At 67.1% G+C, this 26481-nt stretch carries 23 protein-coding genes; 16 read left to right on the top strand and 7 right to left on the bottom strand.

The window, feature by feature from the left end; all coding sequences use genetic code 11:
* Positions 1 to 26 precede the first annotated feature (26 nt).
* From P9A17_RS24625 to P9A17_RS24615, 3 genes are read left to right on the top strand one after another with little or no spacing between them, the layout of a single operon-like run.
* Entirely contained in the window at positions 27 to 4922 is a 4896-nt protein-coding gene (locus P9A17_RS24625; RefSeq protein WP_278041365.1) for an NAD-glutamate dehydrogenase, read from the top strand.
* Positions 4919 to 5338, top strand: a complete 420-nt coding sequence (locus P9A17_RS24620; RefSeq protein ID WP_278041364.1) for a thioesterase family protein — start codon at positions 4919 to 4921, stop codon at positions 5336 to 5338. Before P9A17_RS24625 ends, P9A17_RS24620 begins: the two co-directional genes overlap by 4 nt.
* On the top strand, positions 5335 to 6009 hold the full coding sequence (locus P9A17_RS24615) for a hypothetical protein (protein ID WP_278041363.1): 675 nt from the start codon (positions 5335 to 5337) through the stop codon (positions 6007 to 6009). Before P9A17_RS24620 ends, P9A17_RS24615 begins: the two co-directional genes overlap by 4 nt.
* A gap of 10 nt (positions 6010 to 6019) precedes the next feature.
* On the opposite strand, the gene P9A17_RS24610 is transcribed toward P9A17_RS24615, so the two are convergent.
* Genes P9A17_RS24610 through P9A17_RS24600 form a run of 3 tightly spaced genes read right to left on the bottom strand, consistent with a single transcriptional unit; the run spans position 6020 to position 10300 of the window.
* The gene (locus P9A17_RS24610; RefSeq protein WP_278041362.1) at positions 6020 to 6421 is read right to left on the bottom strand and encodes a globin; all 402 of its coding nucleotides are present in this window, start codon (positions 6419 to 6421) and stop codon (positions 6020 to 6022) included.
* A 50-nt stretch (positions 6422 to 6471) separates the two neighbouring features.
* The gene (locus P9A17_RS24605; protein WP_278041361.1) at positions 6472 to 9069 is read right to left on the bottom strand and encodes a LuxR family transcriptional regulator; all 2598 of its coding nucleotides are present in this window, start codon (positions 9067 to 9069) and stop codon (positions 6472 to 6474) included.
* Positions 9070 to 9121: 52 nt separating this feature from the next.
* Positions 9122 to 10300, bottom strand: coding sequence for a catalase family protein (locus P9A17_RS24600; RefSeq protein WP_278041360.1), 1179 nt, complete (start codon positions 10298 to 10300; stop codon positions 9122 to 9124).
* 202 nt (positions 10301 to 10502) lie between these two features.
* Here P9A17_RS24600 and P9A17_RS24595 point away from each other — a divergent pair, with 202 nt between their 5' ends.
* The 3 genes from P9A17_RS24595 to P9A17_RS24585 are packed head-to-tail and all read left to right on the top strand — an operon-like array spanning position 10503 to position 11887.
* Positions 10503 to 11168, top strand: a complete 666-nt coding sequence (locus P9A17_RS24595) for an HNH endonuclease (protein ID WP_278041359.1) — start codon at positions 10503 to 10505, stop codon at positions 11166 to 11168.
* 25 nt (positions 11169 to 11193) lie between these two features.
* Entirely contained in the window at positions 11194 to 11427 is a 234-nt protein-coding gene (locus tag P9A17_RS24590) for a hypothetical protein (RefSeq protein WP_278041358.1), read from the top strand.
* Positions 11414 to 11887 carry a DUF5130 domain-containing protein gene (locus P9A17_RS24585; protein ID WP_278041357.1) on the top strand — a complete coding sequence of 158 codons (474 nt, stop codon included), beginning with the start codon at positions 11414 to 11416 and terminating at the stop codon, positions 11885 to 11887. Before P9A17_RS24590 ends, P9A17_RS24585 begins: the two co-directional genes overlap by 14 nt.
* Before the next feature lie 18 nt (positions 11888 to 11905).
* Here the strand turns inward: P9A17_RS24585 and P9A17_RS24580 are convergent, their stop codons facing one another.
* Both P9A17_RS24580 and pepN read right to left on the bottom strand, forming a co-directional pair.
* Positions 11906 to 12298, bottom strand: a complete 393-nt coding sequence (locus tag P9A17_RS24580; RefSeq protein ID WP_278041356.1) for an HNH endonuclease — start codon at positions 12296 to 12298, stop codon at positions 11906 to 11908.
* 99 nt (positions 12299 to 12397) lie between these two features.
* Positions 12398 to 15121 carry an aminopeptidase N gene (pepN, locus tag P9A17_RS24575; protein ID WP_278041355.1) on the bottom strand — a complete coding sequence of 908 codons (2724 nt, stop codon included), beginning with the start codon at positions 15119 to 15121 and terminating at the stop codon, positions 12398 to 12400.
* A gap of 95 nt (positions 15122 to 15216) precedes the next feature.
* Between pepN and P9A17_RS24570 the strand changes: the two genes are divergently transcribed.
* Positions 15217 to 15837, top strand: a complete 621-nt coding sequence (locus tag P9A17_RS24570) for a DsbA family protein (RefSeq protein ID WP_278041354.1) — start codon at positions 15217 to 15219, stop codon at positions 15835 to 15837.
* A 7-nt stretch (positions 15838 to 15844) separates the two neighbouring features.
* Here P9A17_RS24570 and P9A17_RS24565 read toward each other — a convergent pair whose 3' ends face one another.
* Positions 15845 to 16474 carry an NAD(P)H-dependent oxidoreductase gene (locus P9A17_RS24565; RefSeq protein ID WP_278041353.1) on the bottom strand — a complete coding sequence of 210 codons (630 nt, stop codon included), beginning with the start codon at positions 16472 to 16474 and terminating at the stop codon, positions 15845 to 15847.
* Between the two features lie 87 nt (positions 16475 to 16561).
* Here P9A17_RS24565 and P9A17_RS24560 point away from each other — a divergent pair, with 87 nt between their 5' ends.
* From P9A17_RS24560 to P9A17_RS24525, 8 genes are all read left to right on the top strand, one after another.
* Positions 16562 to 17953 (top strand): cytosine permease, encoded by a 1392-nt coding sequence (locus P9A17_RS24560; RefSeq protein WP_278041352.1) that lies wholly within the window; start codon positions 16562 to 16564, stop codon positions 17951 to 17953.
* Positions 17950 to 18390 (top strand): nucleoside deaminase, encoded by a 441-nt coding sequence (locus P9A17_RS24555; RefSeq protein ID WP_278041351.1) that lies wholly within the window; start codon positions 17950 to 17952, stop codon positions 18388 to 18390. Before P9A17_RS24560 ends, P9A17_RS24555 begins: the two co-directional genes overlap by 4 nt.
* A 9-nt stretch (positions 18391 to 18399) precedes the next feature.
* Positions 18400 to 19359 (top strand): 2-oxoglutarate and iron-dependent oxygenase domain-containing protein, encoded by a 960-nt coding sequence (locus tag P9A17_RS24550; RefSeq protein WP_278041350.1) that lies wholly within the window; start codon positions 18400 to 18402, stop codon positions 19357 to 19359.
* A 31-nt stretch (positions 19360 to 19390) separates the two neighbouring features.
* Positions 19391 to 19864, top strand: a complete 474-nt coding sequence (locus tag P9A17_RS24545) for a ribose-5-phosphate isomerase (RefSeq protein WP_278041349.1) — start codon at positions 19391 to 19393, stop codon at positions 19862 to 19864.
* A 53-nt stretch (positions 19865 to 19917) separates the two neighbouring features.
* Entirely contained in the window at positions 19918 to 20607 is a 690-nt protein-coding gene (locus P9A17_RS24540; protein ID WP_278041348.1) for a GntR family transcriptional regulator, read from the top strand.
* On the top strand, positions 20498 to 22297 hold the full coding sequence (gene atzF / locus P9A17_RS24535) for an allophanate hydrolase (protein ID WP_347403856.1): 1800 nt from the start codon (positions 20498 to 20500) through the stop codon (positions 22295 to 22297). The genes P9A17_RS24540 and atzF overlap by 110 nt, the downstream gene beginning before the upstream one ends.
* 4 nt (positions 22298 to 22301) lie before the next feature.
* A complete protein-coding gene (locus tag P9A17_RS24530; RefSeq protein ID WP_278041346.1) occupies positions 22302 to 23105 on the top strand; it encodes a DNA-formamidopyrimidine glycosylase family protein in 804 nt (267 codons plus the stop codon).
* 80 nt (positions 23106 to 23185) lie between these two features.
* Complete coding sequence (locus P9A17_RS24525) at positions 23186 to 24874, top strand: sodium:proton antiporter (RefSeq protein ID WP_278041345.1); 1689 nt, start codon at positions 23186 to 23188, stop codon at positions 24872 to 24874.
* Here the strand turns inward: P9A17_RS24525 and P9A17_RS24520 are convergent.
* A complete protein-coding gene (locus tag P9A17_RS24520) occupies positions 24871 to 25689 on the bottom strand; it encodes a DUF1542 domain-containing protein (RefSeq protein WP_278041344.1) in 819 nt (272 codons plus the stop codon). The two genes, P9A17_RS24525 and P9A17_RS24520, sit on opposite strands and share 4 nt — an antisense overlap.
* A 138-nt stretch (positions 25690 to 25827) precedes the next feature.
* Between P9A17_RS24520 and P9A17_RS24515 the strand changes: the two genes are divergently transcribed.
* The gene (locus P9A17_RS24515; protein WP_278041343.1) at positions 25828 to 26457 is read left to right on the top strand and encodes a C39 family peptidase; all 630 of its coding nucleotides are present in this window, start codon (positions 25828 to 25830) and stop codon (positions 26455 to 26457) included.
* Positions 26458 to 26481: the final 24 nt, after the last annotated feature.

The raw sequence follows: 26481 nt of genomic DNA, 5'->3' as shown, positions 1-26481 counted from the left end.
GCGCACGTGTGAGTCAGGAGCGGCGAATGTCGTCAGATTCAGCCTTGAATCCCGGTGCCGTCAACGGTATCGACGGCACGGCAGGATCTTCGGAAGTCATCGATCGGCTCGTACCCGCCTACCTTGCGACGTACCGGGGGCCGCACGGCGGCGCTCCCGGCGCCGAGGGTGCGGTCACCGGTCCGCTGAGCAGGCAGGGCGGCGACGGGCTCAACAGCCCGGCGCTGGTCGAGGCGCAACTGCGACTCGGCAGTACGCGGGCACCCGGTGAGACGAACGTCGCCGTGTACGCCGCGGATTCGGGATTCGGGCCTGCGCTTCAGGTGGTCACCGACAACGCGACCATGCTGATGGATTCGGTCACCGTCCTGCTGCACCGCATCGGCGTGGCCTACACCGCGATCATGAATCCGGTGTTCCGCGTGCGTCGCGGGTCGTCGGGCCAGTTGCTCGACATCGCGGCCGCCTCGGGCGCTTCGCCCAACGACGGGGTCGACGAGACGTGGGTGCACGTGCAGCTCGCGAGCTCGGTGGACCGGCACGCGCTCGCGGAGGCGGAACGGCTGTTGCCCCGCGTGCTGGCCGACGCCCGGCAGGTGGCCCTCGATTCCACCGACATGGCCGCGGCCCTGCGAATCCTGGCCGCCGAACTCGACACCGACACCGGCCGGCGTTTTCCGGGCCCGGACCGCAAGGACGTCGCCGCGCTGCTGCGCTGGCTGGCCGATGGTCACTTCGTGCTGCTGGGCTACCAGCGCTGCCCGGTGCGTGACGGGGAAGCGACCGTCGACACGTCCAGCAGGCTCGGCGTGCTGCGGCTGCGCCAGGACGTGCTGCCTCAGCTGACCTCCAAAGACGAGCTGTTGACGTTGGCGCAGGCCACGATTCCGAGTTTCCTGCGCTACGGGGCCTACCCGCAGATCGTCGTGGTGCGGGAGCAGTCCCCGGATGGTGACGACGCCTCCGCGATCGAGCACCGGTTCGTGGGGTTGTTCACCGTTGCGGCGATGAACGCCAATGTGCTGGAGATTCCGCTGGTCTCGCGCCGCGTCAACGATGCTCTCGCCATGGCGCACCGCGATCCCAGTCATCCCGGCCAGCTGCTGCTCGACATCATCCAGACGATTCCGCGGTCGGAACTGTTCGCGCTCAGCGCCCGTGAGCTCCTCGACATGGCGATGGCGGTCGTGGATCTGGGGTCGCGGCGGCGCACGTTGCTGTTCATGCGTGCCGATCCGCTCGCGCACTTCGTCTCCTGCCTGGTCTACCTGCCCCGTGACCGGTACACCACCGCGGTCAGGCTGGAAATGCAGGACATCCTGGTCCGCGAGCTCAGTGGCGAAAGCATCGACTACGCCGCCCGTGTCAGCGAATCACCGTGGGCTGTCGTCCATTTCACGGTCCGGCTGCCGGAGGGCTCTCGCCAGAAGGACATCGACGTCTCGGAGGACAACGAGTCGCGTATCCAGGACCTGCTCACCGAAGCGGCCCGGACCTGGGGTGACCGACTGCTGGGTGCGGTCCGTGCCGGAGGCCCCATCGATCAGGGTGTGGCCGAGCATTACGCGACGGCGTTCCCCGAGGTGTACAAGCAGGCCATCACACCGGCTCATGCGCTCAAAGACATCGCGATCATCGAAGAGTTGCAGGACAACTCGGTCAAGTTGGTGCTCGCCGACAGCGATGATGCGGCAGACGACGTCTCGGACCTCATCTGGTACCTCGGTGGTCAGACGGCGTCGCTGAGCCACCTGTTGCCGATGCTGCAATCCATGGGTGTCGTGGTGCTCGAAGAACGCCCGTTCACCGTGACCCGGCCCGACGGTCTGCCGGTGTGGATCTACCAGTTCAAGGTCTCGCCGCACCGGGGCATCCCCAAAGCGCCCGCTGGGCCCGAAAGGGACGCCACCGCAGAGCGTTTCGCCGATACCGTCACCGCGATCTGGCACGGCAACGCCGAGATCGACAGCTTCAACGAGTTGGTTCTGCGTGCCGGTCTGACGTGGCGACAGGTGGCGGTCCTTCGGGCCTACGCCAAATACCTCAAGCAGGCCGGCTTCCCGTACAGCCAGTCGCACATCGAGACGGTGCTGAACGAGAATGCCCGCACCGCACGGTCACTCGTCGAACTGTTCGAAGCAATCTTCGTTCCGGCCGACCGGCCCTCCACTGAGAACCCCGGCGGCGCCAACCGTGACGCGCAGGCCGCCGCGGCTGCCGTCGCCGCCGACATCGACGCCTTGGTCAGCCTCGACACCGACCGGGTGCTGCGGTCCTTCGCCTCGATGATCCAGGCCACGCTGCGCACCAACTACTTCATCACCAGCCCTGACTCGGCGCGGGCGCGGAACGTGCTGTCGTTCAAACTCGATCCCCAGCTGATCGACGAGCTTCCCCTGCCACGGCCCAAGTTCGAGATCTTCGTCTACTCGCCGCGCGTCGAGGGTGTGCACCTGAGGTTCGGTTTCGTCGCCCGCGGTGGCCTGCGGTGGTCGGATCGGCGGGAGGACTTCCGCACCGAGATCCTCGGGCTCGTCAAGGCGCAGGCGGTCAAGAACGCCGTCATCGTCCCGGTAGGCGCCAAAGGCGGCTTCGTCGTGAAGAATCCGCCCGCCCGGACCGGGGATCCGGCGGTTGACCGCGATGCCACCCGCGAGGAAGGCGTGGCCTGCTACCGGCTCTTCATCGCGGGTCTGCTCGACATCACCGACAACGTCGACAAGGTCACCGGCGGCGTCATCTCACCCGCCGACGTCGTGCGCCGCGACGGCGACGACGCCTATCTCGTCGTGGCGGCCGACAAGGGCACGGCGACGTTCTCCGACATCGCCAACGACGTCGCCAACTCGTACGGCTTCTGGCTCGGTGACGCGTTCGCGTCGGGCGGGTCGGTCGGCTACGACCACAAGGCGATGGGCATCACCGCCAAGGGTGCGTGGGAGTCGGTGAAGCGGCATTTCCGGGAGATGGGTGTCGACACCCAGACCGAGGACTTCACCGTCGTCGGCGTCGGCGACATGAGCGGTGACGTCTTCGGTAACGGGATGTTGCTGTCCAAGCACATTCGATTGTTGGCCGCCTTCGACCACCGGCACATCTTCATCGACCCGTCGCCCGACGCCGCGTCCTCGTGGGAGGAGCGCAGGCGGATGTTCGACCTGCCCCGCTCCAGCTGGGAGGACTACGACACATCGCTGATCAGCACCGGCGGTGGGGTGTTCAGCCGCGAACAGAAATCCATCCCGATCAGCCCCGAAGCCCGAGCGGCGCTCGGTCTGGACGACGGCGTCACCGACATGACGCCGCCCGCATTGATGAAGGCGATCCTGAAGGCGCCTGCTGACCTGTTGTGGAACGGCGGCATCGGCACGTACGTCAAGGCCGAGATCGAGGCCGACGCCGATGTGGGCGACCGCGCCAACGACTCCGTGCGCGTCAACGGAAACCAGGTGCGCGCCAAAGTGATCGGGGAGGGTGGCAACCTCGGAGTAACGTCGCTGGGACGTACCGAATTCGATCTGTGTGGCGGGCGGATCAACACCGACGCGATGGACAACTCCGCCGGGGTGGACTGCTCCGATCACGAGGTGAACATCAAGATCCTCATCGACTCGCTGGTGACGGCCGGGCGGGTGAAGCCCAGCGAGCGCGTCGACTTGCTGCTGTCGATGACCGACGAGGTCGGCCAGCTCGTGTTGGCGGACAACGAAAGTCAGAACGATCTGATGGGCACCAGCCGGGCCAACGCCGCCAGCCTGCTGAACGTGCACGCCCGTATGATCAAGGATTTCGTCGACCAGCGAGGTCTCAACCGCGAACTGGAGGCGTTGCCGTCGGAGAAGGAGATCCGGCGCCGCACCGAAGCCGGAATCGGCCTCACCTCACCGGAATTGGCGACGCTGATGGCGCACGTCAAGCTGGCGCTGAAGGACGATCTGCTGGCGGGTGATCTCCCCGATCAGGAGGTGTTCGCCGTACGGCTGCCGTCCTACTTCCCGACGACGCTGCGCGAGCAGTTCAGCACCGACATCCGATCGCATCAGCTGCGCCGCGAGATCGTCACGACGATGCTCGTCAACGACGTCGTCGACACGGCGGGCATCTCGTACGCCTACCGCGTCACCGAGGATGTCGGCGTCGCACCCATCGATGCCGTGCGCAGCTTCGCCGCCGCAGACGCGATTTTCGGTTTCGGCCGGGTGTGGCGGCAGATCCGGGAGGCAGGAGACAACGGTGTGTCGGTGGCTGTCACCGACCGGATGACTCTGGATCTGCGCCGTCTCATCGACCGGGCCGCGCGCTGGCTGCTGAACTATCGGCCACTGCCGTTGGCCGTGGGCGCCGAGATCAACAGGTTTGCCGATAAGGTCGCGGCGTTGACGCCGCGGATGCCGGACTGGCTGCGCGGCGCCGACAAGGCGATCGTCGAGAAGGAGGCGGGAGAGTTCAGTGCGCAGGGCGTGCCGAACGACATCGCCTACATGGTCGCGACAGGTCTCTACCAGTTCAGCCTGCTCGACGTCATCGACATCGCCGACATCGTCGACCGTGACCCGGCCGAGGTCGCCGATACCTACTTCGCGTTGATGGACCACCTCGGGACCGACGGCCTGCTGACGGCGGTGTCCCGGCTGAGCCGTAATGATCGCTGGCATTCGTTGGCGCGCTTGGCGATTCGGGACGACATCTACGGATCGCTGCGCGCATTGTCCTTCGACGTGCTGGCGGTGGGGGAGCCCGACGAGAGCGGTGCCGAGAAGATCGCCGAGTGGGAGCTGACGAACAGCTCCCGGATCAGCCGTGCGCGGCGCACGCTGACCGAGTTGTACGAAAGTGGTGAGCACGACCTGGCGACCCTGTCCGTCGCGGCTCGCCAGATCCGGAGCATGACCAGGACGAGTGGAACGGGATCTACCGGGTGACGGACGCGGACGGCTTTACGGCGCCGGTGCATGTGCGGTGGTCAGACATCGACATGTACCAGCACATCAACCACGCGACGATGGTGACGATCCTCGAAGAGGCCCGAATCCCGTTCCTGCTTGAGCCTTTCGGTGATGAGATCACGACGATCGGGCTGTTGATCGCCGATGTGAACATTTCCTACAAGGCGCAGCTGCGGCTCGTCGATTCGCCACTGCAGGTCACGATGTGGTCCAAGCGCGTTCGCGCGGTCGATTTCACCATCGGCTACGAGGTGCGTTCGGTCGGAGACCCGCCCGATTCCAGGCCTGCCGTCATCGCCGATACGCAGCTGGCCGCAGTGCACATCGAAGAGCAACGGCTGCAGCGGCTTTCCGATGCGCAGCGCGCCTACCTGCAGCGCTGGTCACGATGACCGAGCGTGGCGTGTGGCTGGTCGACGCTGCCCATCGCGAGGATCTGGCCACCTTCATCGAGCGGGCGCTGCGGCTCGACGAGGCCGGGGTCGTGCGGCTGCGGGAACGTCCCGGGGGCATGATCGTCGCCTGGGTGGCAACGGGTTTCGATGTGCTTGCCAGCCGGGTGGTGGCCGGCCGGATCAATCCGGCTGACCTGTGCGCGGGCGCCGATGCGCTGTTGCCCGCCGCGCGGGCGATGGCTGCTGACGGCTACATCGACCCGGGCTTCGCGATGGACTCCGCGTGGCGTGGGGCACTGCCGCCGGACACCGGATTCGTCCACCTCGACGACATCCCCGCGCGCGCCGTGCTCGATCTCGCGCAGCGAGGTATGAGCCTGGCCAAGGAACATTCGAGCGCTCACGGTCCGCCGGCCTCCCTGCTCGATCAGGAGGTCGTGAGCGTGTCGTCGGCCGACGGCAGCGTCGGCGTCCCGATGCGGTGCGTCTTGGCGCTGACGGCGATGGGGTTCCTGCCGCAGTCGCCGTCGCGGGACCGGTTCGACCCCGAGTCGGTCGCCGCGGATGAGGTGGTCAGGGTGCGGGCGACGTCGGCCTGGCTGCGCATCGACGCCCGGTTCGGCACCGTCTACCGGCGCCGCGGCGACCCCGCGATCGTGCTCCGCTGACGTCTCGCACTCAGAAGGGCGAGTTGACCATCGACTGCGCCGCCATCTCCAGGTAGGCGAGAAGTTCCTGGCGATGCACGTCGTCCAGAGTTTGCGAATCGATCTCGGCCACGGCGGTGTGCATGCACCGCAGCCACGCGTCGCGCTCCAGATACCCGATGCGGAACGGGTTGTGGCGCATCCGCAGGCGCGGGTGGCCCCGCTGGTCGGAATAGGTGCGCGGACCGCCCCAGTACTGCTCGAGGAACATGCGCAACCGCTCCTCGGCGCCGTCCCAGTCGTCCTGGGGGTAGAGCGGATGCAGAATCTCGTCCTCGCGCACCAGTTCGTAGAACCGCGACACGATCCGGTGGAACGTGGCGTGGCCGCCCACCGCGTCGTAGAACGACTGCTGTTGTTTCTGCGCGTCCATCGACACCATTGTGGGCCATCGCGGCCGCGGGCCTCGCGTGCGGACCGTGACTAGGACTTCTTCCTGATCAGTTTCGCCAGCTCGTCGCGGTCGGCGACGTCGAGCTTGAAGCACGCGCGGTACACGTGGCCCTCGACCGTGCGCACCGACAGGGTGAGTTGTTCGGCGACCTCCCGGTTGGACAGTCCCGCAGCGACCAGCTCGGCGATCTCGCGTTCGCGCGGTGTCAGCGGCAGGGGCCGCGCCGCGGCCTTGATCGCCGGCGTCGTCGCACCACCGCATTTCTCGGCGAGCCGCAGCGCGTTGGCGCCCGATTCGTTGGTGCGGCGTCGGTCTCCCGCGGCGTCGTGCAGCGACGCGGCCTGAGCGGCAGTGTCGGCGGAGGCCAGAAGCAGGCCGGCCCGCTCGAAATCGGCACTGACGGTGTCCAGGGCCGCGGCGTCACCGGACGCGAACGCTGCCGCGTGACGGGCCTGCAGGCCCACCACCGGCCCGTAGACGAGTTCGGTGAGCTCGGCCAGGCGTGCCGCTGTGGTGCGGTCACCGAACCTGGTGGCGTGGTGCAGCGCCTCGGCTTCCAGTGCGTACTGGCCCGACAGGTGCGCATTGTCGGCGGCGGCCCTGGCCAGTTCGGCGGCGCGACGCTCCATCCCGTTCGCCGCGGCCTGCCACGACCGCGAGATCAGGCGCTGCGGCTCGTGCACGGCCATTGACGGGCCGGAGTGCTCGGCGGCGTCGTTGAGCACCCGTTCGGCTTCGCCGGTCCGGCCCAGAGCTGCGTACGCGCGGGCGAGGAGCAACCGCCCGGGCAGCTGCCACGGCAGCGAGTTCTCCGCGTTCAGCGCCGCGAGGGCCTGCTCGATCGACTGGATCGTCTCGGGGAAGTCGCCTCGGGCGGTGGCCACCACACCGGCCATGATCTTCGCGATCGCCCAGGCCAGGAACTGACCCACCGACGAGAAGTTCGCGTAGTCCGCCGCGCGCTCGTCGGCCATGTCCAGCTGGCCGGTGTGGGTGAGCGCGAGGACGTCGCAGTAGCGGACCATGACGCGGATCATCCCGTCGGTCGAGCTGAGCTCGGCCCGGCAGCGCGCGGCGATCGGTTCGAACTCGTTGCCGCGTCCGGCGACCGGCATCGCCATGCCCGCGGCGAATGCGGCGAACTCGACCGCCTGGTTCGGTGCCCTCGAATCGCCGAGCACGGCCAGCGCGTCGGCGATGCCCCGCTCGATCTTGTTCTCGTGCACGGCCATCGCCGCGGCGGCAGCTTCGACGAACAGTTTCAGCGACGGATGCTGGGTGCGTTGCTGCACGAGTGACATCGCCTCGTGCGCGCGATCGACCTCTCCGAGGGACCAGAACAGTCGGGACGCGCGGGGCACGCCCCACTGGACCAACTGCAGTTCGTCGAGTTCGTCCGGGTTGAACCGGGCGAGAACGGCTTCGGACTCCGCAGGCTTGCCCTGCCACAGCAGGGCCCGCGAGAGAAGCTCGCCGGCCTGCACGGTGCCGCTGCGTTCGAAGGCGGCGCGGGCCAGGCGCTCACCGAGCGGCAGGTTGGACAGGTAGACGGCGTCCTTGGCAGCGGTGATGAGCAGCGTGTCGTCGATGGCCTGGTCGCTGTCGATGGACAGCTGCGCCATTCGGATGCGGCTCGCTGCGGAGTCCATCTCGCGCCGGCGCAGCACCTCGACGATCCTGCCTTTGAGCCGGCGCGACGCCGCCTGCCCGATGCGGCTGCGCACGACGTCGCCGACGAGCGGATGGCTGAAACGCGCGTTGAGGGTGTGGCCGTTGGGCGCACAGCGGATCAGCCCGCGGTTCTCGGCGTCGTCGACCGCTTTCTCGCCCGCGAGTTCGGTCAGTGCGTCGATGTCGAGCGGTTCGCACAGCGCGAGCAGCTTGAGGGCGCCGATGACGTCGTCGCCGGCTTGATCTAGCCGCGTGTCGAGCAGTTCGACCAGGCCGGCCGGCACCGCGGTCGGCCCGCGCAGCTGCCAGACGTCGCCCACTCGCTTGAGCGTGCCCGCGTCGATCGAACCCTCCACCAGATGACGCAGGAACAGCGGGTTTCCGCCGGAGGATTCCCACATCAGATCTGCGGACAGCCCCTCCAGCCGGCCGCCGATCACCGCCTCGATCAGCGCGACGCTCTGGTCCTTGGGGAACGGCTGAAGTTCGATCCGGCGGAGGTAGCCGTCCTTCCACAAGGAGGTGACCGCGTCGGGCACGGGCTCCCCGGTGCGGACCGTGGCGAGGATGCGTCCCGTCTGGTCCACCGCGATCTGGTGCAGCAACGTGGCCGACAGCTCGTCGAGAAGGTGGGCGTCGTCGACGCCGACGATGTTGTTGTTTCCCTGGGAGACAAGGGATTCGCGCGCCGTTGCGAGCAACGCGGTGGCATCGCGAGAGCCCGTCGACCCCACCAGGTGGGAGAACACGCCGAGCGGGATGCCGCGGGACGACTCGGTCGATGCCACCCAGTGCACCTGGGAGCGCAAGGATTCGGTGACGGCACGCGCCAGTGTCGTCTTCCCGACGCCCGCGGCGCCGACGAGGACCACGCCGCATGACTCGTTTCCAGTCAACGCCGAGCGGACCGCGCCGAACTCCGTCGGGCGATCGACTATTTGCCAAACCCCCGCCATGGTGTGAATTCTAGGTCGCCGTCGCCATCAAATCCTGCCAATACCCGTTGTGCTACTTGTCGATCCGCCCCAGAGTGCGATCCGGGAAGCTCGACAGGTCCGTGGGTTCGACGTAGTCCGCCTTGTTGAGGTCGTGGCGGAATTTGCTCGACTCCGCGTACACCCGGAGCTTGAGCCGGTTGATCGAGCCGAGAGGCATGTGCTCAGCGATACCGCGCCACGAGTTGAACGTCAGTTCGTCGTCGCCGAACTTCCGGAGTTTCTCACTGTGCGCAGTTTGCTTGGGGTAGCGGATGATCCCGACCGGAACATACGGGGACTTCTCTTCCGGCCATGGCTTGGTGGCATCCTCGAGCGGCATGTCGTCGATGTTCGTGCACAGCTGCGCGGCGATCTCGTACTCGGCATCGTGGGCTTCGAAATGTTTGCGGACCGCCTCAGACGCCGCGTCATAGCCCGTCGGCTCCACCGTCGTCTTCCTCAGCCGTACGACGTCCTCGGATTTCGGTGACACGCTGATCTTGGCGATGTACCTGCCGTACCGGACCGGTGCCGCGGTGTAGAACGTCTGGCCCAGCGGATGGAAATTCGGTTCGGCGAACACGCGCAGCTTGTTGGGGAACGGTCGTCCCCTGCCCTCGACGAGCCGGCGGGCGCCGCGAAGGAGCGTGTTGAGGAACACCATCCCGAAGTCGGGAAGCCGGGCGAGAATCTTGGCTGTCCGCATGCCGCCCTTGGCGTAGTCCTCGGCGTCCTTGAACAGAAACTCCGGCTCGGTCACGAACACGAAGTCCTGGTTCTTGTCTCCCATGAAGTCGGCGTGCGCCCGGTCCGTCGATTCGACACCGAGGAACTTCAGGCCCAACCCACGGACGCCCCGCACCCGGTCGGATCGGATGGCGCCCGAGGTCGCCGAAATCCTCGCGATCACCGGGTAGGTGGCGCCGGGCTCGGAGAACATGCCCTGCCGGTAGTCCTCAGGGAGGTCGGGGCGCACGGTCAACTCCCCGTAGAGGATGCCGCAACTCTTGGCGTGCGCATCGCGGATCGCGTGCGCCTTGCCCTTTCTCAGGAACTTCGACCGCAGCTTGCTCTTGCAGTACTGGAATTCGTTGTTCTTGCGCAGGTCCTTGATCATCGCGTTGATCAGGTCGGTTTCGGCTGCGGGCCACGCCGCGTGTTCGTCGGTGAACTCGAGAAATTTCGTCGTCTGATTCGGTGTTCCCCCCATACCGACAAGTGTGGACGTCGCAGGCACCGGCGGCACGAGTAACGGACTACCTGTTTTTCGCGAGCGTCAGTTCTTCGGCATGGGTGGATCGGCGCCGGAAGGCCCGCCGGACACGCGAAGTTCATCGGACTGACCAGCGAACACGACCGAAATTGCCATGCGATCGGAAGGGATCCGTGGTGGACTGTCGGTCGGAGGACGTATGGCGCAGCGCAAGAACGGACGCGGCCACCGGAATCACCGGGCCGCGGTGGCCTCACCCGGGTCAACAGTGACGACTGCGCCGCGCGCGCTCCACAGCGTGGCTCCCGCTGCCGAAGCCCACCCCGCAACCGTCGCCGAACCGTCCGTCTGGGGGCGCCGCCGGGTGCTCCTCCTGAACTCGACCTACGAACCGCTGACCGCGCTGCCGCTGCGCCGCGCGGTGGTGATGCTGATGTGCGGGAAGGCCGACGTCGTCCATGACGACCCGGTGGGCCCCGTCATCCATTCGGCGTCCCGCACGATCGTCGTACCCACTGTCATCCGCCTCCGAACCTACGTACGCGTGCCGTACCGGGCGCGCATCCCGATGACGAGGGCGGCGCTGATGCACCGGGACCGCTTCCGCTGCGCGTACTGCGGAACGAAGGCCGACACCGTCGACCACGTCATCCCGCGCAGCCGCGGTGGCGACCACTCGTGGGAGAACTGTGTGGCGGCGTGCTCGGCATGCAACCACCGCAAGGCCGACAAACTGCTCAGCGAGTTGGGGTGGTCGTTGCACACGACGCCGTTGCCGCCGAAGGGCCAGCACTGGAGGCTGCTCTCCAGCGTCAAGGAGCTCGACCCGGCATGGGTCCGATACCTGGGTGAGGGCGCGGCCTGACCGTGCCGTGGGATACGGTTTGCGCGTGAACACAACAGCTCTTGTGCACGCAAGCTTCCTGTTGGTGCCGCTGGCGCTGGCCGGTGTCCTCTCGCTGTTCATCTACTCGAAGAAGAGCCCGCATCCGAAGACGTTCGACATGTCGGAGAAGTGGACGCACGAACCCGTTCTGTGGGCTGCTGACGAACCTGCGGATCACGGCCACGGCGGCCATGGCTCGCACCTGACCATCGGAGGTGGCGCAAGTGGCAAGTGGTGAGCTGACGAGGACGGTCGGTAGCGAGCTCGAGCTGCCCTACGGCTCGGCGATCACCGCGAGCGGACGCATCTCGGGAGTCACCGAGCCCGGTGCGCTGTCGGTGCACTACCCCTTCCCGAACAAGGATCTGGTGATCCTCGACAACGCGCTGAAGTTCGGATCGCGCGCGGCCAAGGCGCGCTTCGCTGTTTACGTCGGCGACCTGGGCGCTGACACCGCCGCCACAGCCCGCGAGATCCTGGCCAAGGTGCCGACCCCCGACAACGCCGTGTTGCTGGCGGTGTCGCCGGACCAGAAGGCGATTGAGGTCGTCTACGGCGCTGAGGTCAAGGGCCGGGGCATCGAGGAGTCCGCACCGCTGGGTGTGTCCGCGGCCGCGGCGTCGTTCAAAGAGGGCAACCTGATCGATGGCCTGATCAGCGGAGTGCGGGTGCTCTCGGCGGGCGTCTCACCCCGCTGACGTCTCGCGAGAACGCCGTCACGGTAGTGACGGCGCGTCCGCGACTACCGTGGTGGCGCTTTCGCGAGCTGCCGCCACGAGCTCTGCTCGGATGCGGACATAGCGCTCGAGGAACAGCCGCTCGTCGAGCCGTTTGCGCCGCAGCCATCCCGTGACTTCGTCATTGCACTTGCTGGCGTTGCAGGCGCCACATGCGGGGACGACGTTGTCGATCGTGTAGCGGCCTCCGCGCGAGATCGCCATCACGCAGTCGCGCTGCATCGTCCCCGTTGTCTTGCCGCAGTAGGCGCAGCCTTCCCACGCCAGCTTCAACGCTGCCCACTGATCGTCGGTGAGGTCGTTGACGACGGCGGCGACGCGGCGCTTGCGGCGCCGCGCGGCGCGTGCTCGGCGGCTGTTGTTGGCTGGCACCACAAGATCATCGACGGCGAGCGTGCGCGAATGTACGCACACGAGCGGCGTGTCGCGGAGCAGACACGCCCGCTCGCGGTGCGGGTCAGGCGGTGCGGGTCAGGCGGTGTCGAACTCGCGGGCCCGCAGCGACCGCTCCACCCCGGCGCGACCCTCAAGCACCAGCCGACGCAACGCCGGCGGCACCCCAGGATCGGACAGGAAGGTATCTGCCGCCTGGAGAGCGTCCTGGCTGATCTCCCACGACGGGTACAGCCCGATGACGACGGTCTGCGCGACCTCGCTCGAACGTCGTTCCCACACACCGGAGATCGAGGCGAAGTAGCGGTCCCGGAACGGCGCGAGCACCTCACCCTGTCCGGGCTGGACGAAGCCGCCGATGATCGCGCGGGCGGTGATGTTGGCCAGCGTGTCGTCCTCGACGACCTGCTCCCACGCGGCGTTCTTGACCCCCGCCTGCGGACGAGCCGCCGCCGCTGCCGCTGCCTGGCGCCGACCCGCCGCGGTGCGGTCGTTCTCCGCCTCGGCGTCGATGAACGGCGAGGCGGGGTCCTCGGCGTCGATGACGCCCGCGCGGGCGAGCGCGGTGACGATCCGCCAGCGCAGATCCGTGTCGATGACCAGACCGCTGAGGTTCACCGCGGCGGGCTCGTTGTCCAGCAACGTCGACAGCACCGCGACGTGGTTCGGCGAGAGCACCGACGTGCAGACCGCGTTGACGAATGCCAGCTGGTGATCCGACCCGGGCTGGGACTCGCGTGCGAGGTCGAGCAGTGCGTCGACGAATGCGGGCCAACCGTTTTCGGCCGCCCACTGCGGGTCGGCGTAAGACCCGAGAGCGGTCTGTGCCTGCAGCACCAGCCGTTGCGCGACACCGACTTCGGATTCGGCGTGCAAACCGCCGATGACCAGCGCGACGAAGTCGCGGGCGCGCAGTTCGGCGTCGCGCGTCATCTCCCATGCCGCCGACCACGCCAAGGTGCGGGGGAGTGGCTCGGCGATGTCGGCGATCCGGGTCAGCACCGTCTGCAGCGATTCGGGGTCCAGCCGCAACGAGCAGTAGGTCAGGTCGTCGTCGTTGACGAGGATGAACTTGCCTCGTGAAATACCCTGCAGTGCAGGAACTTCCGTGGTGGATCCGTCGACGTCGAGTTCCTCGCGATGGACGCGGACCAACTTGCCCGACCCGTCGTCGTCATAAACTCCGACAGCCAGCCGGTGCACGCGGGTCTCACCCTCGCCGGGCTTGGCGCCGCCCTGGTCGATCGCAAACCGCGTGAACTTGCCGTCGCCGTCGACATCGAAATCCGGCCGCAGCGTGTTCAGGCCCGTCGTCTTGAGCCACTGGCGGCCCCACCCGGACAGGTCGCGTCCCGACGACTTCTCCAGTGCGCCAAGCAGATCGCCGAAGGTGGCGTTGCCGAAGGCGTGGTCGCGAAAGTAGTCGCGCAGTCCGGCGAGAAACGCCTCCAAGCCGACGTAGGCGACCAACTGCTTGAGGACGCTCGCGCCCTTGGCGTAGGTGATGCCATCGAAGTTGACCTCCACGGCGTGCAGGTCGGGGATGTCGGCGGCGACCGGGTGCGTGGACGGCAGCTGGTCCTGCCGGTAGGCCCACGACTTCTCGACGTTGGCGAACGTCGTCCACGCCTGCGTGTACTCGGTGGCCTCGGCCTGGCACAGCACCGACGCGAATGTCGCGAAGGATTCGTTGAGCCACAGGTCATCCCACCACTGCATGGTGACCAGATCGCCGAACCACATGTGCGCCATCTCGTGCAGCACGGTCTCGGCGCGCCGCTCGTAGGACGCGCGAGTGACCTTCGACCGGAACACATAGTCTTCCAGGAACGTCACCGCGCCGGCGTTCTCCATCGCGCCTGCGTTGAACTCGGGAACGAACAACTGGTCGTACTTGCCGAACGCATACGGCGTGCCGAAGTTGTTGTGGTAGAAGCCGAATCCCTGCTTGGTCTCAGTGAACAGACGCTCCTCGTCCATATATTCGGCCAGCGACTTGCGGCAGAAAATGCCGAGCGGAATATCGCCGTGATCGTCGGAGTACACGTCATCCCAGCGGGCGTACGGACCCGCGATCAGTGCCACCAGGTACGTACTCATCCGCGGGGTGGCCTTGAAGGTGTGCCGCTTGGCGGGGCCGCCCTGTTCGAGGAGGCGGTAGAGGTGGCCCTCGACGACCCGCGGTGACAGCTTCAGTTCCTCGGCGATCTCGTTGACCGGCTTGCCGGCCTCCGACAGCGTGGCGATCCTGTTTTCGGGCTCGGCGATCGGCAGCCAGCCGTCCTCGACGCTGACCGTGGCGCCGTTGGAGATGACCTCCCAGTGCGCCGGCGCGGTTACCGTGATGTCGAATGCCGCTTTCAGATCGGGCTGATCGAAACAGGCGAACATCCGCTTGGCGTCGGCGGTTTCGAACTGCGAGTAGAGGTACACCTCGTCGTCGACGGGGTCGACGAACCGGTGCAGGCCCTCTCCGGTGTTGGAGTACAGGCAGTCGGCGTCGACGACCAGAATGTTGTGCGCCGCCAGACCCCGCAGCGCGATGCCGGTCGACTCGTCGTACCCGGATACGTCGATGTCGGTGCCGTTGAGCGTGGCACTGCGCACCGTGTCGGCGGCGAGGTCGATGTAGGTGTCGCCTCCGGCGAGGGCGTCGAATTCGACGGTCGTCACCGAACGGAACGTCCGTTCGCTGGGCTTGCCGTCGCCGTCGGTGAGATCGAGGGCGATGCGGTAGCTGTCGACGGTGATGAGAGCGGCGCGCTCGGCGGCCTGGTCGCGGGTCAGGTTAGGTAGTGCCACGCTGGTCAACACTAGCCCTGAACGGGAACACAGGGTGTGGGTGCATGGTTGTGCTGAACGGAAGTCCATTCCCAACGCGTCGAGAGGATCTGTAGATGGCCGAGAAGGATGTCGCCGGTTTCTGGTTTGACCCCCTGTGCCCGTGGTGCTGGATCACGTCGCGCTGGATCCTCGAGGTGGAGAAGGTGCGCGACATCGAGGTCGATTTCCGGGTGATGAGCCTTGCCGTGCTCAACGAGGGCCGCGACCTGCCCGATGAGTACAAGGAGATGATGAAGACGGCATGGGGTCCGGTGCGTGTCGCCATCGCCGCCGAGGAACTCAAGGGCCGCGAGGTGCTGGGGCCGCTGTACACGGCAATGGGGACGCGAATCCACAACCTGGGCTACCGCGAGTCGGACCCGAAGTTCGAGAAGGTCATCGCCGAATCTCTCGACGAGGTGGGGCTGCCTGCCGAACTCGCCGAGGCGGCGACCACCGACAAGTACGACGACGCATTGCGCAAGAGCCACCACGAAGGCATGGACGCGGTCGGCGAGGATGTCGGCACCCCGACGATCCACATCAACGGCGTGGCGTTCTTCGGGCCGGTGCTCTCGCGGATCCCGCGCGGCGAAGAAGCGGGGAAGCTGTGGGACGCGTCGGTGACGTTCGCGGCCTATCCGCACTTCTGGGAGCTCAAGCGCACCCGCACCGAGCGTCCCGAATTCGACTGACGCTCGGTCACGACCACACGCGGTTGGACCGCTCGGTGTCCAACCGGTAGTCGGTGACGCAGATGTCGAACAGTCGCACGCCGAGGTCACGTGCGCGGGAGACCGGATTTGACGGGTCGCGCACGATCTCGCCGCGACTGTTGCCGTTGCCGACCACCACGCCGACCAGATCCTGGCGTAGATACCTCGTGAGTTCCTGGAACTGGGCGACGACGCCGTGGGTGGCGCCCACGTAGTTCTCTTCGCACGAGATGAGAAGGCCGACCTTCTTGTTCATGATGCCGCCGACGACCAAATTCTGTTGTGGTGCGCTGTTGGCGGTGTAGCAGAACAGCCGGTCGAAAATGGATTTGAGTCGCCCTGGCATCCCGTAGAAGTACAGCGGCATCGCGAACACGATGCCGTCTGCGGTCAGCAAGTGGTCGAGCAGGAGTTCTTCGTAACGGTCGTCCAGCCCGCATCGGCCGTCGGCGAGACGGCACGTGCGGCAGTTGCCGAGCATCCGGTCGACGTACTCGTCGAGGAAAAGATGCTCGACGTCATGACCTGCTGAGCGTGCTCCGTCGCCCGCGGCGCGCGCCAGAACGTGGGAGTTTCCGTCTTCGCGCGGGCTGGCGCTCAGGATCAGGGTTTTCATTGTCGCGTGCAACCACCGGAACTGCGCGATTGTTTCCTGTTGGTTGCATCGGTTGCGGACAGGACGTGTCGGGGCGACGGTGAACTGATGACTGTGGCTGAAACGGCGACCGACGGTACGTACCGCGATCGGATCGTCGCGGTGGAACCCGGTGGCAACGAGTACATCGCCGAGGGGGACCGGCACGGACGTCCCAGTCAGCTGTTCTGGACGTGGACGTCACCCAACCTTGAGTTCGCCACGATCTTCGTCGGCATGCTGTCGGTGCTGGCGTTCGGGATGACGTTCTGGCAGGCCGTGCTGGGCATCGTGATCGGCACCGGGTTGGGTGCCGTCGCGCACTACTTTCTGTCGGCGCGGGGTCCGCGGTTCGGTGTGCCGCAGATGGTGTTGGCGCGCACGGCTTTCGGCTTCAAGGGCAACTCGGTTCCCGCCATACTGATGTGCATCACCGCAGGCGTCGGTTGGTTCGCGACCAACAGCGTCAGTGGTGCGTTCGCGTTGTCGACGCTGTTCGGATTCGGACCACTCGTCGGTCTTGTGATCATCGTGCTGGCCCAGACTGCTCTGGCGTTCTTCGGGCACAACCTGGTTCAGGCATTCGAGCGTTATTCGTTCCCGGTGCTGGCGGTCATCTTCGTGGCCGCGTCGGTGGCGATCTTCATGCACGCCGACATCGGCAACGCGGGCCCGGCGGCCGAAGGCGTCGGCGGACTCGGCGGCTTCCTGCTCACGGTGGGCACGTCGTTCGGCTACGCCGCGGGCTGGACGCCGTACGCCGCCGACTTCACCCGATACCTGCCGTCGTCGGTGTCGCCGCGCAGGACCGGATTCTTTGCGGCGGCAGGCTTGTTCACCGCCTGCGTGCTCTTGGAGGTCGTCGGAGCGGCGTCGGTGACGACGGGGGAGGCGTCCCTGGGCGACCCCACCGGATCCTTCACCGCCGAACTGGCATCGCCGTTGGCCAAAGCGACACTGCTGGCGATCGCGGTCGGCGCGATCGCCGCGAACGCAATCAACGTCTACTCCGGGGCGATGGCGTTCGTGACACTCGGCATCAAGCTGCCCGCACACGTCGCGCGTGCCCTCGTCACGGTGTTCTTCGGCGTCGCCGGGTTCCTGGTGGCGTGGTGGGCTCTGCCCGACGCGGCCCACAGCTACGAGGCGTTCCTGCTGATCATCGCGTACTGGGTCGGGCCGTGGCTCGGTGTGGTGTTCGCCGACCAGTACCTGCGCCGGGGCAGGCAGGTATCGCACCTGCTCTACGACCGGTCCTATGCGAACTGGGGCGGGCTGGCCGCGTTCGTGATCGGCCTGGTGGTGTCCGTCGGGCTGTTCGCCAATCAGGAGAAGCTCGTCGGGCTGGTGGCGGCGGCCGTTCCGCAACTCGGCGACATCACGTTCTTCGTCGGATTCCTGCTTGCCGGAGCCGCATACTTGGTGCTGTGCCGATCGAAGATCACCGCGGAAAAGGTATGACCTCACAGCAGATGCTCGACGTCGCTGTCGACGAAGCGCGAAAAGGCTTGGCGGAAGGCGGGATACCCATCGGTGCCGCACTGTTCTCGGCGGATGGGACGCTGCTCGGGAGCGGCCACAACCGGCGGGTGCAGCTCGACGACCCGTCGATCCACGCCGAGACCGACGCATTCCGTAACGCGGGCCGTCAGCGCGGCTACCGCTCGACGACGATGGTGACGACGCTGTCGCCGTGCTGGTATTGCAGCGGGCTGGTGCGCCAGTTCAACATCGGCGCGGTGGTGATCGGGGAGAGCCAGACCTTCACCGGCGGCCACGACTGGCTGGCCGATAACGGGGTTGAGGTCACGATTCTCGACGATGAGCGGTGCGTGACGTTGATGCGGGAGTTCATCGGGGCGAATCCTGATTTGTGGGCGGAGGACATCGGTGAGTGAGGCTGAGATATGAGTGTCATTGCCACGGTTGACCTTTCGCGGTGGCGTGCGGGAGGTTCGGCGGCCGACCAGGTAGCCGCCGAGGTCGACGCCGGGTTGCAGCGTGCAGGGTTCATCCTGGTGACCGGCCACGGCGTCGACCCGTCCTTGGCGGCCGCCGTCCGTTCCGCAGCGCGCGATTTCTTCGCGCTGCCCGACGATGTCAAAGCCGGCTACTCGGTGCCGGTCGGAGGGCACGGCTGGATCGGGCCGGGTGCGGAGGCGAATGCCTATGCCGAGGGCACCGAATCGCCACCGGACCTGAAGGAGAGTTTCAGCCTCGGCGCCGAGACCGCGACCGGCGACCCCGACGTGGATCGAATCTGGTTCGCGCCCAACGTCTGGCCGGGCGAAGTGCCGGCGTTGCAGGCGCTCGTCACCGAGTACACCGCGCAGATGCGGCGGGTGTCCGACGAACTGCTGGCGTTGTTCTCGCATGCGCTGCGGCTGACCGGCAATCCGTGGACGGACCTGGCGAGCGCCCCGACCTGGACGATGAACATCAACCACTATCCGCCTGTCAGCGTCGTCGGTGAACCGGAGCCCGGCCAGTTCCGCATCGGCCCGCACACGGACTTCGGCACCGTCACCGTCCTCGACCGCGAGCCCGGGGCAGGTGGACTGCAGGTGTACTCCGAGGCTGCGGGGTGGGAGGACGCGCCCTACGACCCGGATGCGTTGACCGTCAACATCGGCGACCTGCTGGAGTACTGGAGTGGTCGTCGTTGGCCGTCCGGCCGACACCGCGTGCTGCCGCCGCAGCCGCACGCCCCGGAGGAAGACCTGGTGTCGCTGATCTACTTCTACGAGGCCAACCACGACGCTCTGGTCACCCCGTTGGACCCCCCGATCGGCCAGGTCTCGGGGCTTGAGCCGGTGACGACCGCTGACTTCATCAAGGAACGGCTCGACGCGATAACCGTGGGCTGAGCCGGCAAGCGTGACGAGTATGGTTGCCGCCATGCGCGTCTACGTCGGGGCTGACCACGCCGGTTTCGAGTTCAAGCAGACCATCATCGACCACCTGAAGGCGACCGGGCACGAGCCGGTCGACTGCGGTGCGTACACGTACGACGCCGAGGACGACTACCCGGCGTTCTGCATCGCAGCCGCAGAGAAGACGGTCGCCGACCCCGGCAGCCTCGGCATCGTGCTGGGCGGTTCGGGCAACGGCGAGCAGATCGCCGCGAACAAGGTGCCCGGTGCGCGGTGCGCGCTGGCCTGGAGCACCGAGACGGCAACGCTGGCCCGCGAACACAACAATGCGCAGCTGATCGGCATCGGCGGCCGCATGCATTCGACCGAGGAGGTGCTCGCAATCGTCGACGCGTTCCTGACCGCGAATTGGTCGGAAGCTCCGCGCCATCAGCGCCGCATCGACATCCTCGCCGAGTACGAGAAGACGCACGTCGCGCCGTCCGTTCCTGGCGCCTGACCTCGGGATACCAACTCGTATACACTGCCGGATACACGGCGGTGAGAGGCGGCATGGGCGACACGGAAAGTCTGGTGGACCGCGTTTTCGTGGCGCTGCGCGACGATTTGATGTGGGGCCGGATCAAGCCCACCGAACGACTTGCCGAGATCACCCTTGCTGAGCGGTACCAGGTGTCCCGCACACCTGTGCGCGAGGCCCTGGCGCGGCTGCTCGCCGACGGTCTGATCGAGCGTCGGGAGCGGGGCCTCTACCCGTACCGGCCCCGCGTCGAGGATCTCGAAGACCTCTACGAGCTGCGAATCACCTTGGAATTGCGGGGGATTCAGCGTGCTGCCGAGGGGGGCGGCCGCCGCCACGACCCCGCCGTGTTGGAGCCGGAGCTGGAGCGGTGGCGTGAGTTCCGCAAGGCTCCGCCGGTGCCGGATGCGGGAATCGTGAAGGAAGACGAGCAGTTTCACGTTCAGCTGCTGACGTCGTCGGGGAACCAGGCGTTGGTGACGGCGCTGCAGGCGGTCAACGCGCGGATCCGGCCGATGCGGATGTTCGACTACCTCACCGAGGACCGAGTGGCGGCCACCATCGCCGAGCACATCGACATCGCCGAGCGCGTGCTCGACGGTGACCACGCGCGTGCGCAGGAGCTGCTGTACGCCCACATCGACGCGTCACGTGGCGTGGTCGTGGCCCGCGCCCGTGAGGCCATGGCGATGTTCGACGTCGTCATGGCCCTGCGCGACTAGACGCACCCGCGGAGGATCCGCAGAACGCCGACGGGATGCACTTGTATACGTCTCTGTATACGATGACGTGGTGACGGTATGGATCAGCAGGCGCGAGGATGCCGACGTCGCCGCCGAGCTTGCCGAAAGCCGCAGCGGCACAGGCTTGTTGGGCGGTGTGAAACTTGCTGTCAAGGACAACGTCGATGTCGCGGGCATGCCGACCACTGCGGCGTGTCCAGAGTTCGCCTATACCCCCGACGGTGACGCCGCCGCTGTCGCCGCGCTTCGCGCCCAGGGGGCCGTCGTCGTCGGTAAGACGAATCTCGACCAGTTCGCCACCGGTCTGGTCGGCACCCGATCCCCCTACGGTGTGGTGCGCGACAGCCGCAGACCCGACTACATCAGCGGCGGCTCGAGTTCCGGTTCGGCGGTCGCTGTCGCCACCGGGGACGCCGACATCGCCATCGGGACCGATACCGCCGGTTCCGGCCGTGTGCCTGCCGCATTGCAAGGCATCGTCGGAATCAAGCCCACGCTCGGGGTCATCAGCACCGACGGTGTGGTGCCGGCCTGCGAGTCCTATGACAGCGTCACCATTTTCGCGGCAAGTCTGCATCTGGCCGACCGGGCAATGGGCGTCCTCGCCGCCGGCGCCCCGGCCCGCCCGTGGCCCACCGACGTCAACCTCGCCGCACCGCCGTCGCCCGTCGTCGCGATCCCCGATGAACTGCCGCATCTGGACCGGCAATGGCGTGCCGCGTTCGACGAAGCAGTGCGGCTTCTGGAAGCAGTCGGCGTCCGGATCGTCACGGTCGGCTTCGCCCCGTTCCTGGCCGCGGCCAAACTGCTCTACGACGGCGCCCTCGTCAGCGAAAGGTACGCCGCGGTCGGCGAATTCATCGATTCACATCCCCACGCGTCCCTCGACCCGACCGTGCGCGACATCATCACCGCCGCACGGGACGTGCCCGCGCACCGACTGGTCCGTGACCGCGCCGAGGTGCAGCGCCTGCGTGACGTCGCGATGGCCTCACTGGTGGGTGCCGATGCCCTGTTGGTTCCGACGGCACCCATGCATCCGAGCATCGCCGAGGTGAGCGCGGACCCGACCGGGGTCAACTCGCGCATGGGCACCTACACGAACTTCTGCAACCTCTTCGACATGTGTGGTGTGTCGGTGCCCGCCGGAACCGCCGGTGACGCGCAGTTCGGCGTCACGGTGCTGGCCCGCGCTTTCCACGATGCGGTCGCCCTCGACATCGCGGCGCTGTTCGCCGAAGGCCCTGCGCCGCAAGCGACATGGCCGCTGGCCGCCGCTGAACACGTCGAGCTGGTGGTGTTCGGTGCACATCTGCGGGGCGGCCCGCTCGTCCATCAGCTCACCGATCGCGGGGCCCGCTTCGCGGGCGAGATCACCACGGCCTCGCGCTACCGGATGACGGCGCTGCCGACCTCGCCGCCCAAACCCGGAGTCACCCGGGTGACCGACGGCGCCGCGCTGACAGGGCACCGCTGGCTCCTGTCGCCCGCTGCCCTCGGCCAGTTCCTTGAGGAGCTGCCCGCCCCGATGCAACTCGGCAAGGTCGAATTCGCCGACGGCAGCTGGCGGACCGCGTTCGGGTGTGACACGACCGAGCCCGGCGACGACATCAGCAGTTACGGCAGCTGGACCACCGCACTAGCCGCGGGAGCCGTGCGACAGACTTAAGGGCATGCCCGAAGGACACACCGTTCACCGTCTCGCCCGGCGGCACCAGAAGATCTTCCGAGGCCAGCGCGTGGCGGTGAGCAGCCCGCAGGGTCGCTTCATCGACGGAGCCGATGCAGTCAATGCCCACGTCTTCGATCGGGCCAGCGCCTGGGGTAAACACCTCTTCCACCACTATTCGGGCGGACGCATCGTGCACGTCCATCTCGGGCTGTACGGCAAGTTCACCGAATTCGACGTGGACGCCGGGGTGCCGGAACCGGTCGGACAGGTACGCATGCGCATCGTCGGAACGCAGAAGGGCACGGACCTGCGGGGGCCGACGGCCTGCGAGGTCGTCGACGAGTCCGAAGTCTCGGCGATCCTGGCGCGGCTCGGCCCCGACCCGTTGCGCAAGGATGCCGACCCGTCCGCGGCGTGGGAACGGATCAGCAAGTCCCGCAGGGTGATCGGCGCGTTGCTCATGGACCAGAAGGTCATCGCCGGTATCGGCAACGTCTACCGTAACGAGCTGCTGTACCGCCACCGTCTCAACCCGCACCGGTCAGGCACGCAGATGCGCGAGGCCGAGTTCGGAGAAGCCTGGACCGACCTGGTGGAGTTGATGAAAGTCGGCGTTCGTCGAGGTCGGATCATCACCCTCCGCCCGGAGGACGACCACGGGATGCCGTCCTATGCGCCGCGGCGGCCCCGCACCTATGTGTATCGGCGAGCGGGGGATCCCTGCCGGATCTGCAATACGACCATCCGGACCGAGGTGATGGAGGGGCGCAACCTGTTCTGGTGCCCGACCTGCCAGAGTGTGTGAGGCCAGCCGCCGAGTCGAGGCTCGACACCTGCCGGGGTGTTCGACGGGACATCTGCTGAGTTAGCCGGGAGAATCTGCGCGTGGAACTGATCCTGGTCGTCGTCGGCGCGATCGTCGTCACGGCGATGGCGCACCGGCGCGGACTCGAGCCCGCCCTGATCATCGTCGTCGTCGGGATCGCAGTGTCGTTCCTGCCCGGATTCGAGGCGCCCGAACTTGATTCGCACATCCTGCTGTCAGTCGTACTCCCGCCGCTGCTCTACTCGGCGGCGCTGGACTTCTCATTCCCGACATTCCTGCGCAACATCAAACCGATCCTCGGTCTCGGTGTCGGCCTCGTCGTCGTCACCGCTTTCGCCGTGGCCGCCGTGTCGTCGTGGCTGGTGTTCGTCCCGCTGACCTTCGCGACGGCGCTGGTGCTCGGCGCGATCGTCGCGCCGCCCGACGCCGTCACCGCCGTCGCTGTCGGGCGCAAGCTCGGACTGCCCAAACGGGTCATGTCGATCCTGACCGGCGAGAGCCTGATCAACGATGCGGCCGCACTGGCCCTGTTCTCCGTGGCGGTCGCCCACGTTGCCGGAAGTCACACCTTCATCGAGAACCCGCTGCTCTTGTTCACCTACAGCGCGGTGCTCGGCCCGATCATCGGTGCCGCGCTCGGCTACATCACGCTGTGGATCCGCAGGCGGTTGGCCAATCCCGCCCTCGAGACGGTGCAGGGGTTGATGGTCCCGTTCGCGGCATTCATCCTCGCCGAGGAGGTCCACGCGTCCGGGGTTCTCGCCGTCGTCGTCGCGGGTTTCGTCGTCGGCAGCGGCACGGTGGACGCCGGCTACCAGACCCGGCTGCAGGAACGCTATGTCTGGAACTCGGTGGATGTCCTGCTCGAAGCGTTCGTCTTCGCCTACATCGGCATCCATCTGCGGTTCGTGCTCGAAGACTTGCGCGAGTCGTCCGGGTCGCTGGCCCAGGTGGCCGTGGCGTCCGGCGTCGTGCTGCTCATCGTCCTGGTGATCCGGCCGGTGTCGGTGCTGGTGATGTTCGGCCGGCGCAAGCTCGCCAGCCAGGTCGAGAAAAGGCTGAGCGTGCCCATTCCCGAAGGCGGCGGTCGCGGGGCGCTCGGCATACGCCGCAAAGACAAGCCGCCGGGGAAGTGGCGCTCACGCATCGACAACCGTGGGCTCACCTGGCAGGAGAGCGTCGTCGTGTCGTGGACCGGGATGCGCGGCGTCGTCACATTGGCCGCCGCGGCCGCCATTCCGACCGTCACGGCGACCGGCGAGCGATTCCCAGAGCGGGCGACGATCCAGGCGATCGCGTTCGTCGTCGCAGTCGCCACGCTGCTGCTGCAGGGTTGGACGCTGCCGCTGCTGATCCGGCGGATCAATCTGTCCGCCGACGAGGACCATGCCTACACCACCGCCGAGACGCTGAAGGCCGAGCGGGTGGTGCACGATGCCGCCGACGAAGTACTCGCCGTGTTCCGGTCGAACCCACCCGAGGGTCTGGATCCGCGCGTGCTCGCAGAGATCCGAGGCATCGTGGCCAGGCACTCCCAGGACGCCGACGAGATGCCCGACCCCGAAGCGCACACGCTGCGCGCCGAGGTTTTCGCGCAGCTCTACCGCGATGTGCTGGCCGCGCAGCGTGAGGCGCTCATCGGGGAGCGCGACGCCGGCCGGATCGACGACGAGGCGGTGCGCGCCATGTTGGAGCGGCTGGACCTGCAGGAGGCAGGCGTGTCCGCGCGACTGGAAAGCCGCTTCTAGAAGTCGAACCCGCCGAAGTCGCCGCCCCAGTCACCGCCACCGAAGTCGCCGCCGCCGGAATCCCAGCCGCCACCACCCCAGTCGCCGCCGCCTGCGTCACCGCCACCGTCGAAGCCACCGCCGCCGTCGAGGGCGCCTTGGTCCAGGCCGTCCTGGAACCCGTCGCCGTAGCCGTTCTCGAATGCCTGCGCGTCATACCCGACGCCGGCCATGCCGGAGAACATCGTGCTGAACAGCAACGCGGAACCGAGGCCCCACGCGCCGGCGACCAGCGCCGGCTTCCACCACGGTTCGGAATACCAGCCCGCGGGCACCGGACGACCGGCGACGCGTCCGCCCGGGTAGTAGTTCGGCGTGCGTTCCGACGGTGTCGGCGACGCCTCGATGTCGCGGCCCTCGAAGTTCACCCGCCGGTCCTCGGTGACGGTGCCCGCCGTCCGCTGGCCCGACAGCGATTCGAGCTCCGGGCCCGGGTCCATGCCCATCGCGGAGCGGGCGGCGCGCACGTAGTACAGGCCTTCCATGGCGCTTTCCTTGGCGAGCTCGGCCTGCTTTGCCGTCGTCGCCTGATCGATCTGCGAGGACGCCGCGGTGTAACGCTCCGACGCGTCGGCGAGGGCCTGCTTGGACGCGTCGTCGGTTCCCGACAGCGCGAACACCTGGCCGCCGAGCCGCTCGATGACACGGCGGGCATCGGCCTTGGCGTCGGCCAGTGAGGCCGCGTTGCGGTTACCCGAGGCCTTGGATGACGCGTACACCGCGATGCCGATCGCCGCGACGACCACCAGGATGAGGACGAGCAGAACGCCATTCATGGTTCACAGCGTACCGACAGAAACCGTGGATTCCCTGGGCGTCTGCCGGCGCCGACAATCCCTCAAGAATCTGACAAGGGCGTGCCGTCACTCTTTCCTCACCGCAGCCGACTGCGGCTCGACCGAGAGGAAAGACCGATGAACATCAGCCTCCGCCGCAGCATCGCAAGCATCGGCCTCGTCGGCTTCGCCGCCGTCGGCCTTTCGGGCGTCGCGCACGCCGAGTTGAGCGGAGACCCCGACGGCATGGCCGGCTGGACAGTCCAGCAGGCGTACAACGACTGCGCGCTCATGGCCGCCGCCGACGTCATCGGTCAGATGACGGGCGACGCCCCTGACGAGGACGACATCGTCGACTACGCCAAGTCCACGCCGAGTGTCTCGGAGCCCGGCAACATGATCTTCACGATGGGCGACCCGGACACCGACCCCAACGCCGGCACCGTCTTCCAGGATCTGCCCCGGGTGCTCGCGCACTACGGCGTCGACTCCACCTACGTCGACGGCGCCTCGCTGGGTGCCCTCGAGAACGCCCTCAACGACAACAGAGCAGTGATCGTGACGCTGAATGCCGAGATGATCTGGGGCACCGATGGCGATCAGACGGCATCCGATCATGCCGTCGTGGTCACCGGAGTGGATACCGACGCCGGTGTCGTCCACCTCAATGACAGCGGGCCGGACAACGGGGCCGACGAACAGGTCGGCATCGACACGTTCACTGCTGCGTGGCAGACGGGTGGCAACGAAATGGTCGTGGCTAGCTGACGCAATCGCGGTTGGTCGGCGGCA

Source organism: Mycobacterium sp. 236(2023) (assembly GCF_029623955.1).
Taxonomy (GTDB): Bacteria; Actinomycetota; Actinomycetes; order Mycobacteriales; family Mycobacteriaceae; genus Mycobacterium.
This window is presented reverse-complemented; position numbering and strand designations above follow the sequence as displayed.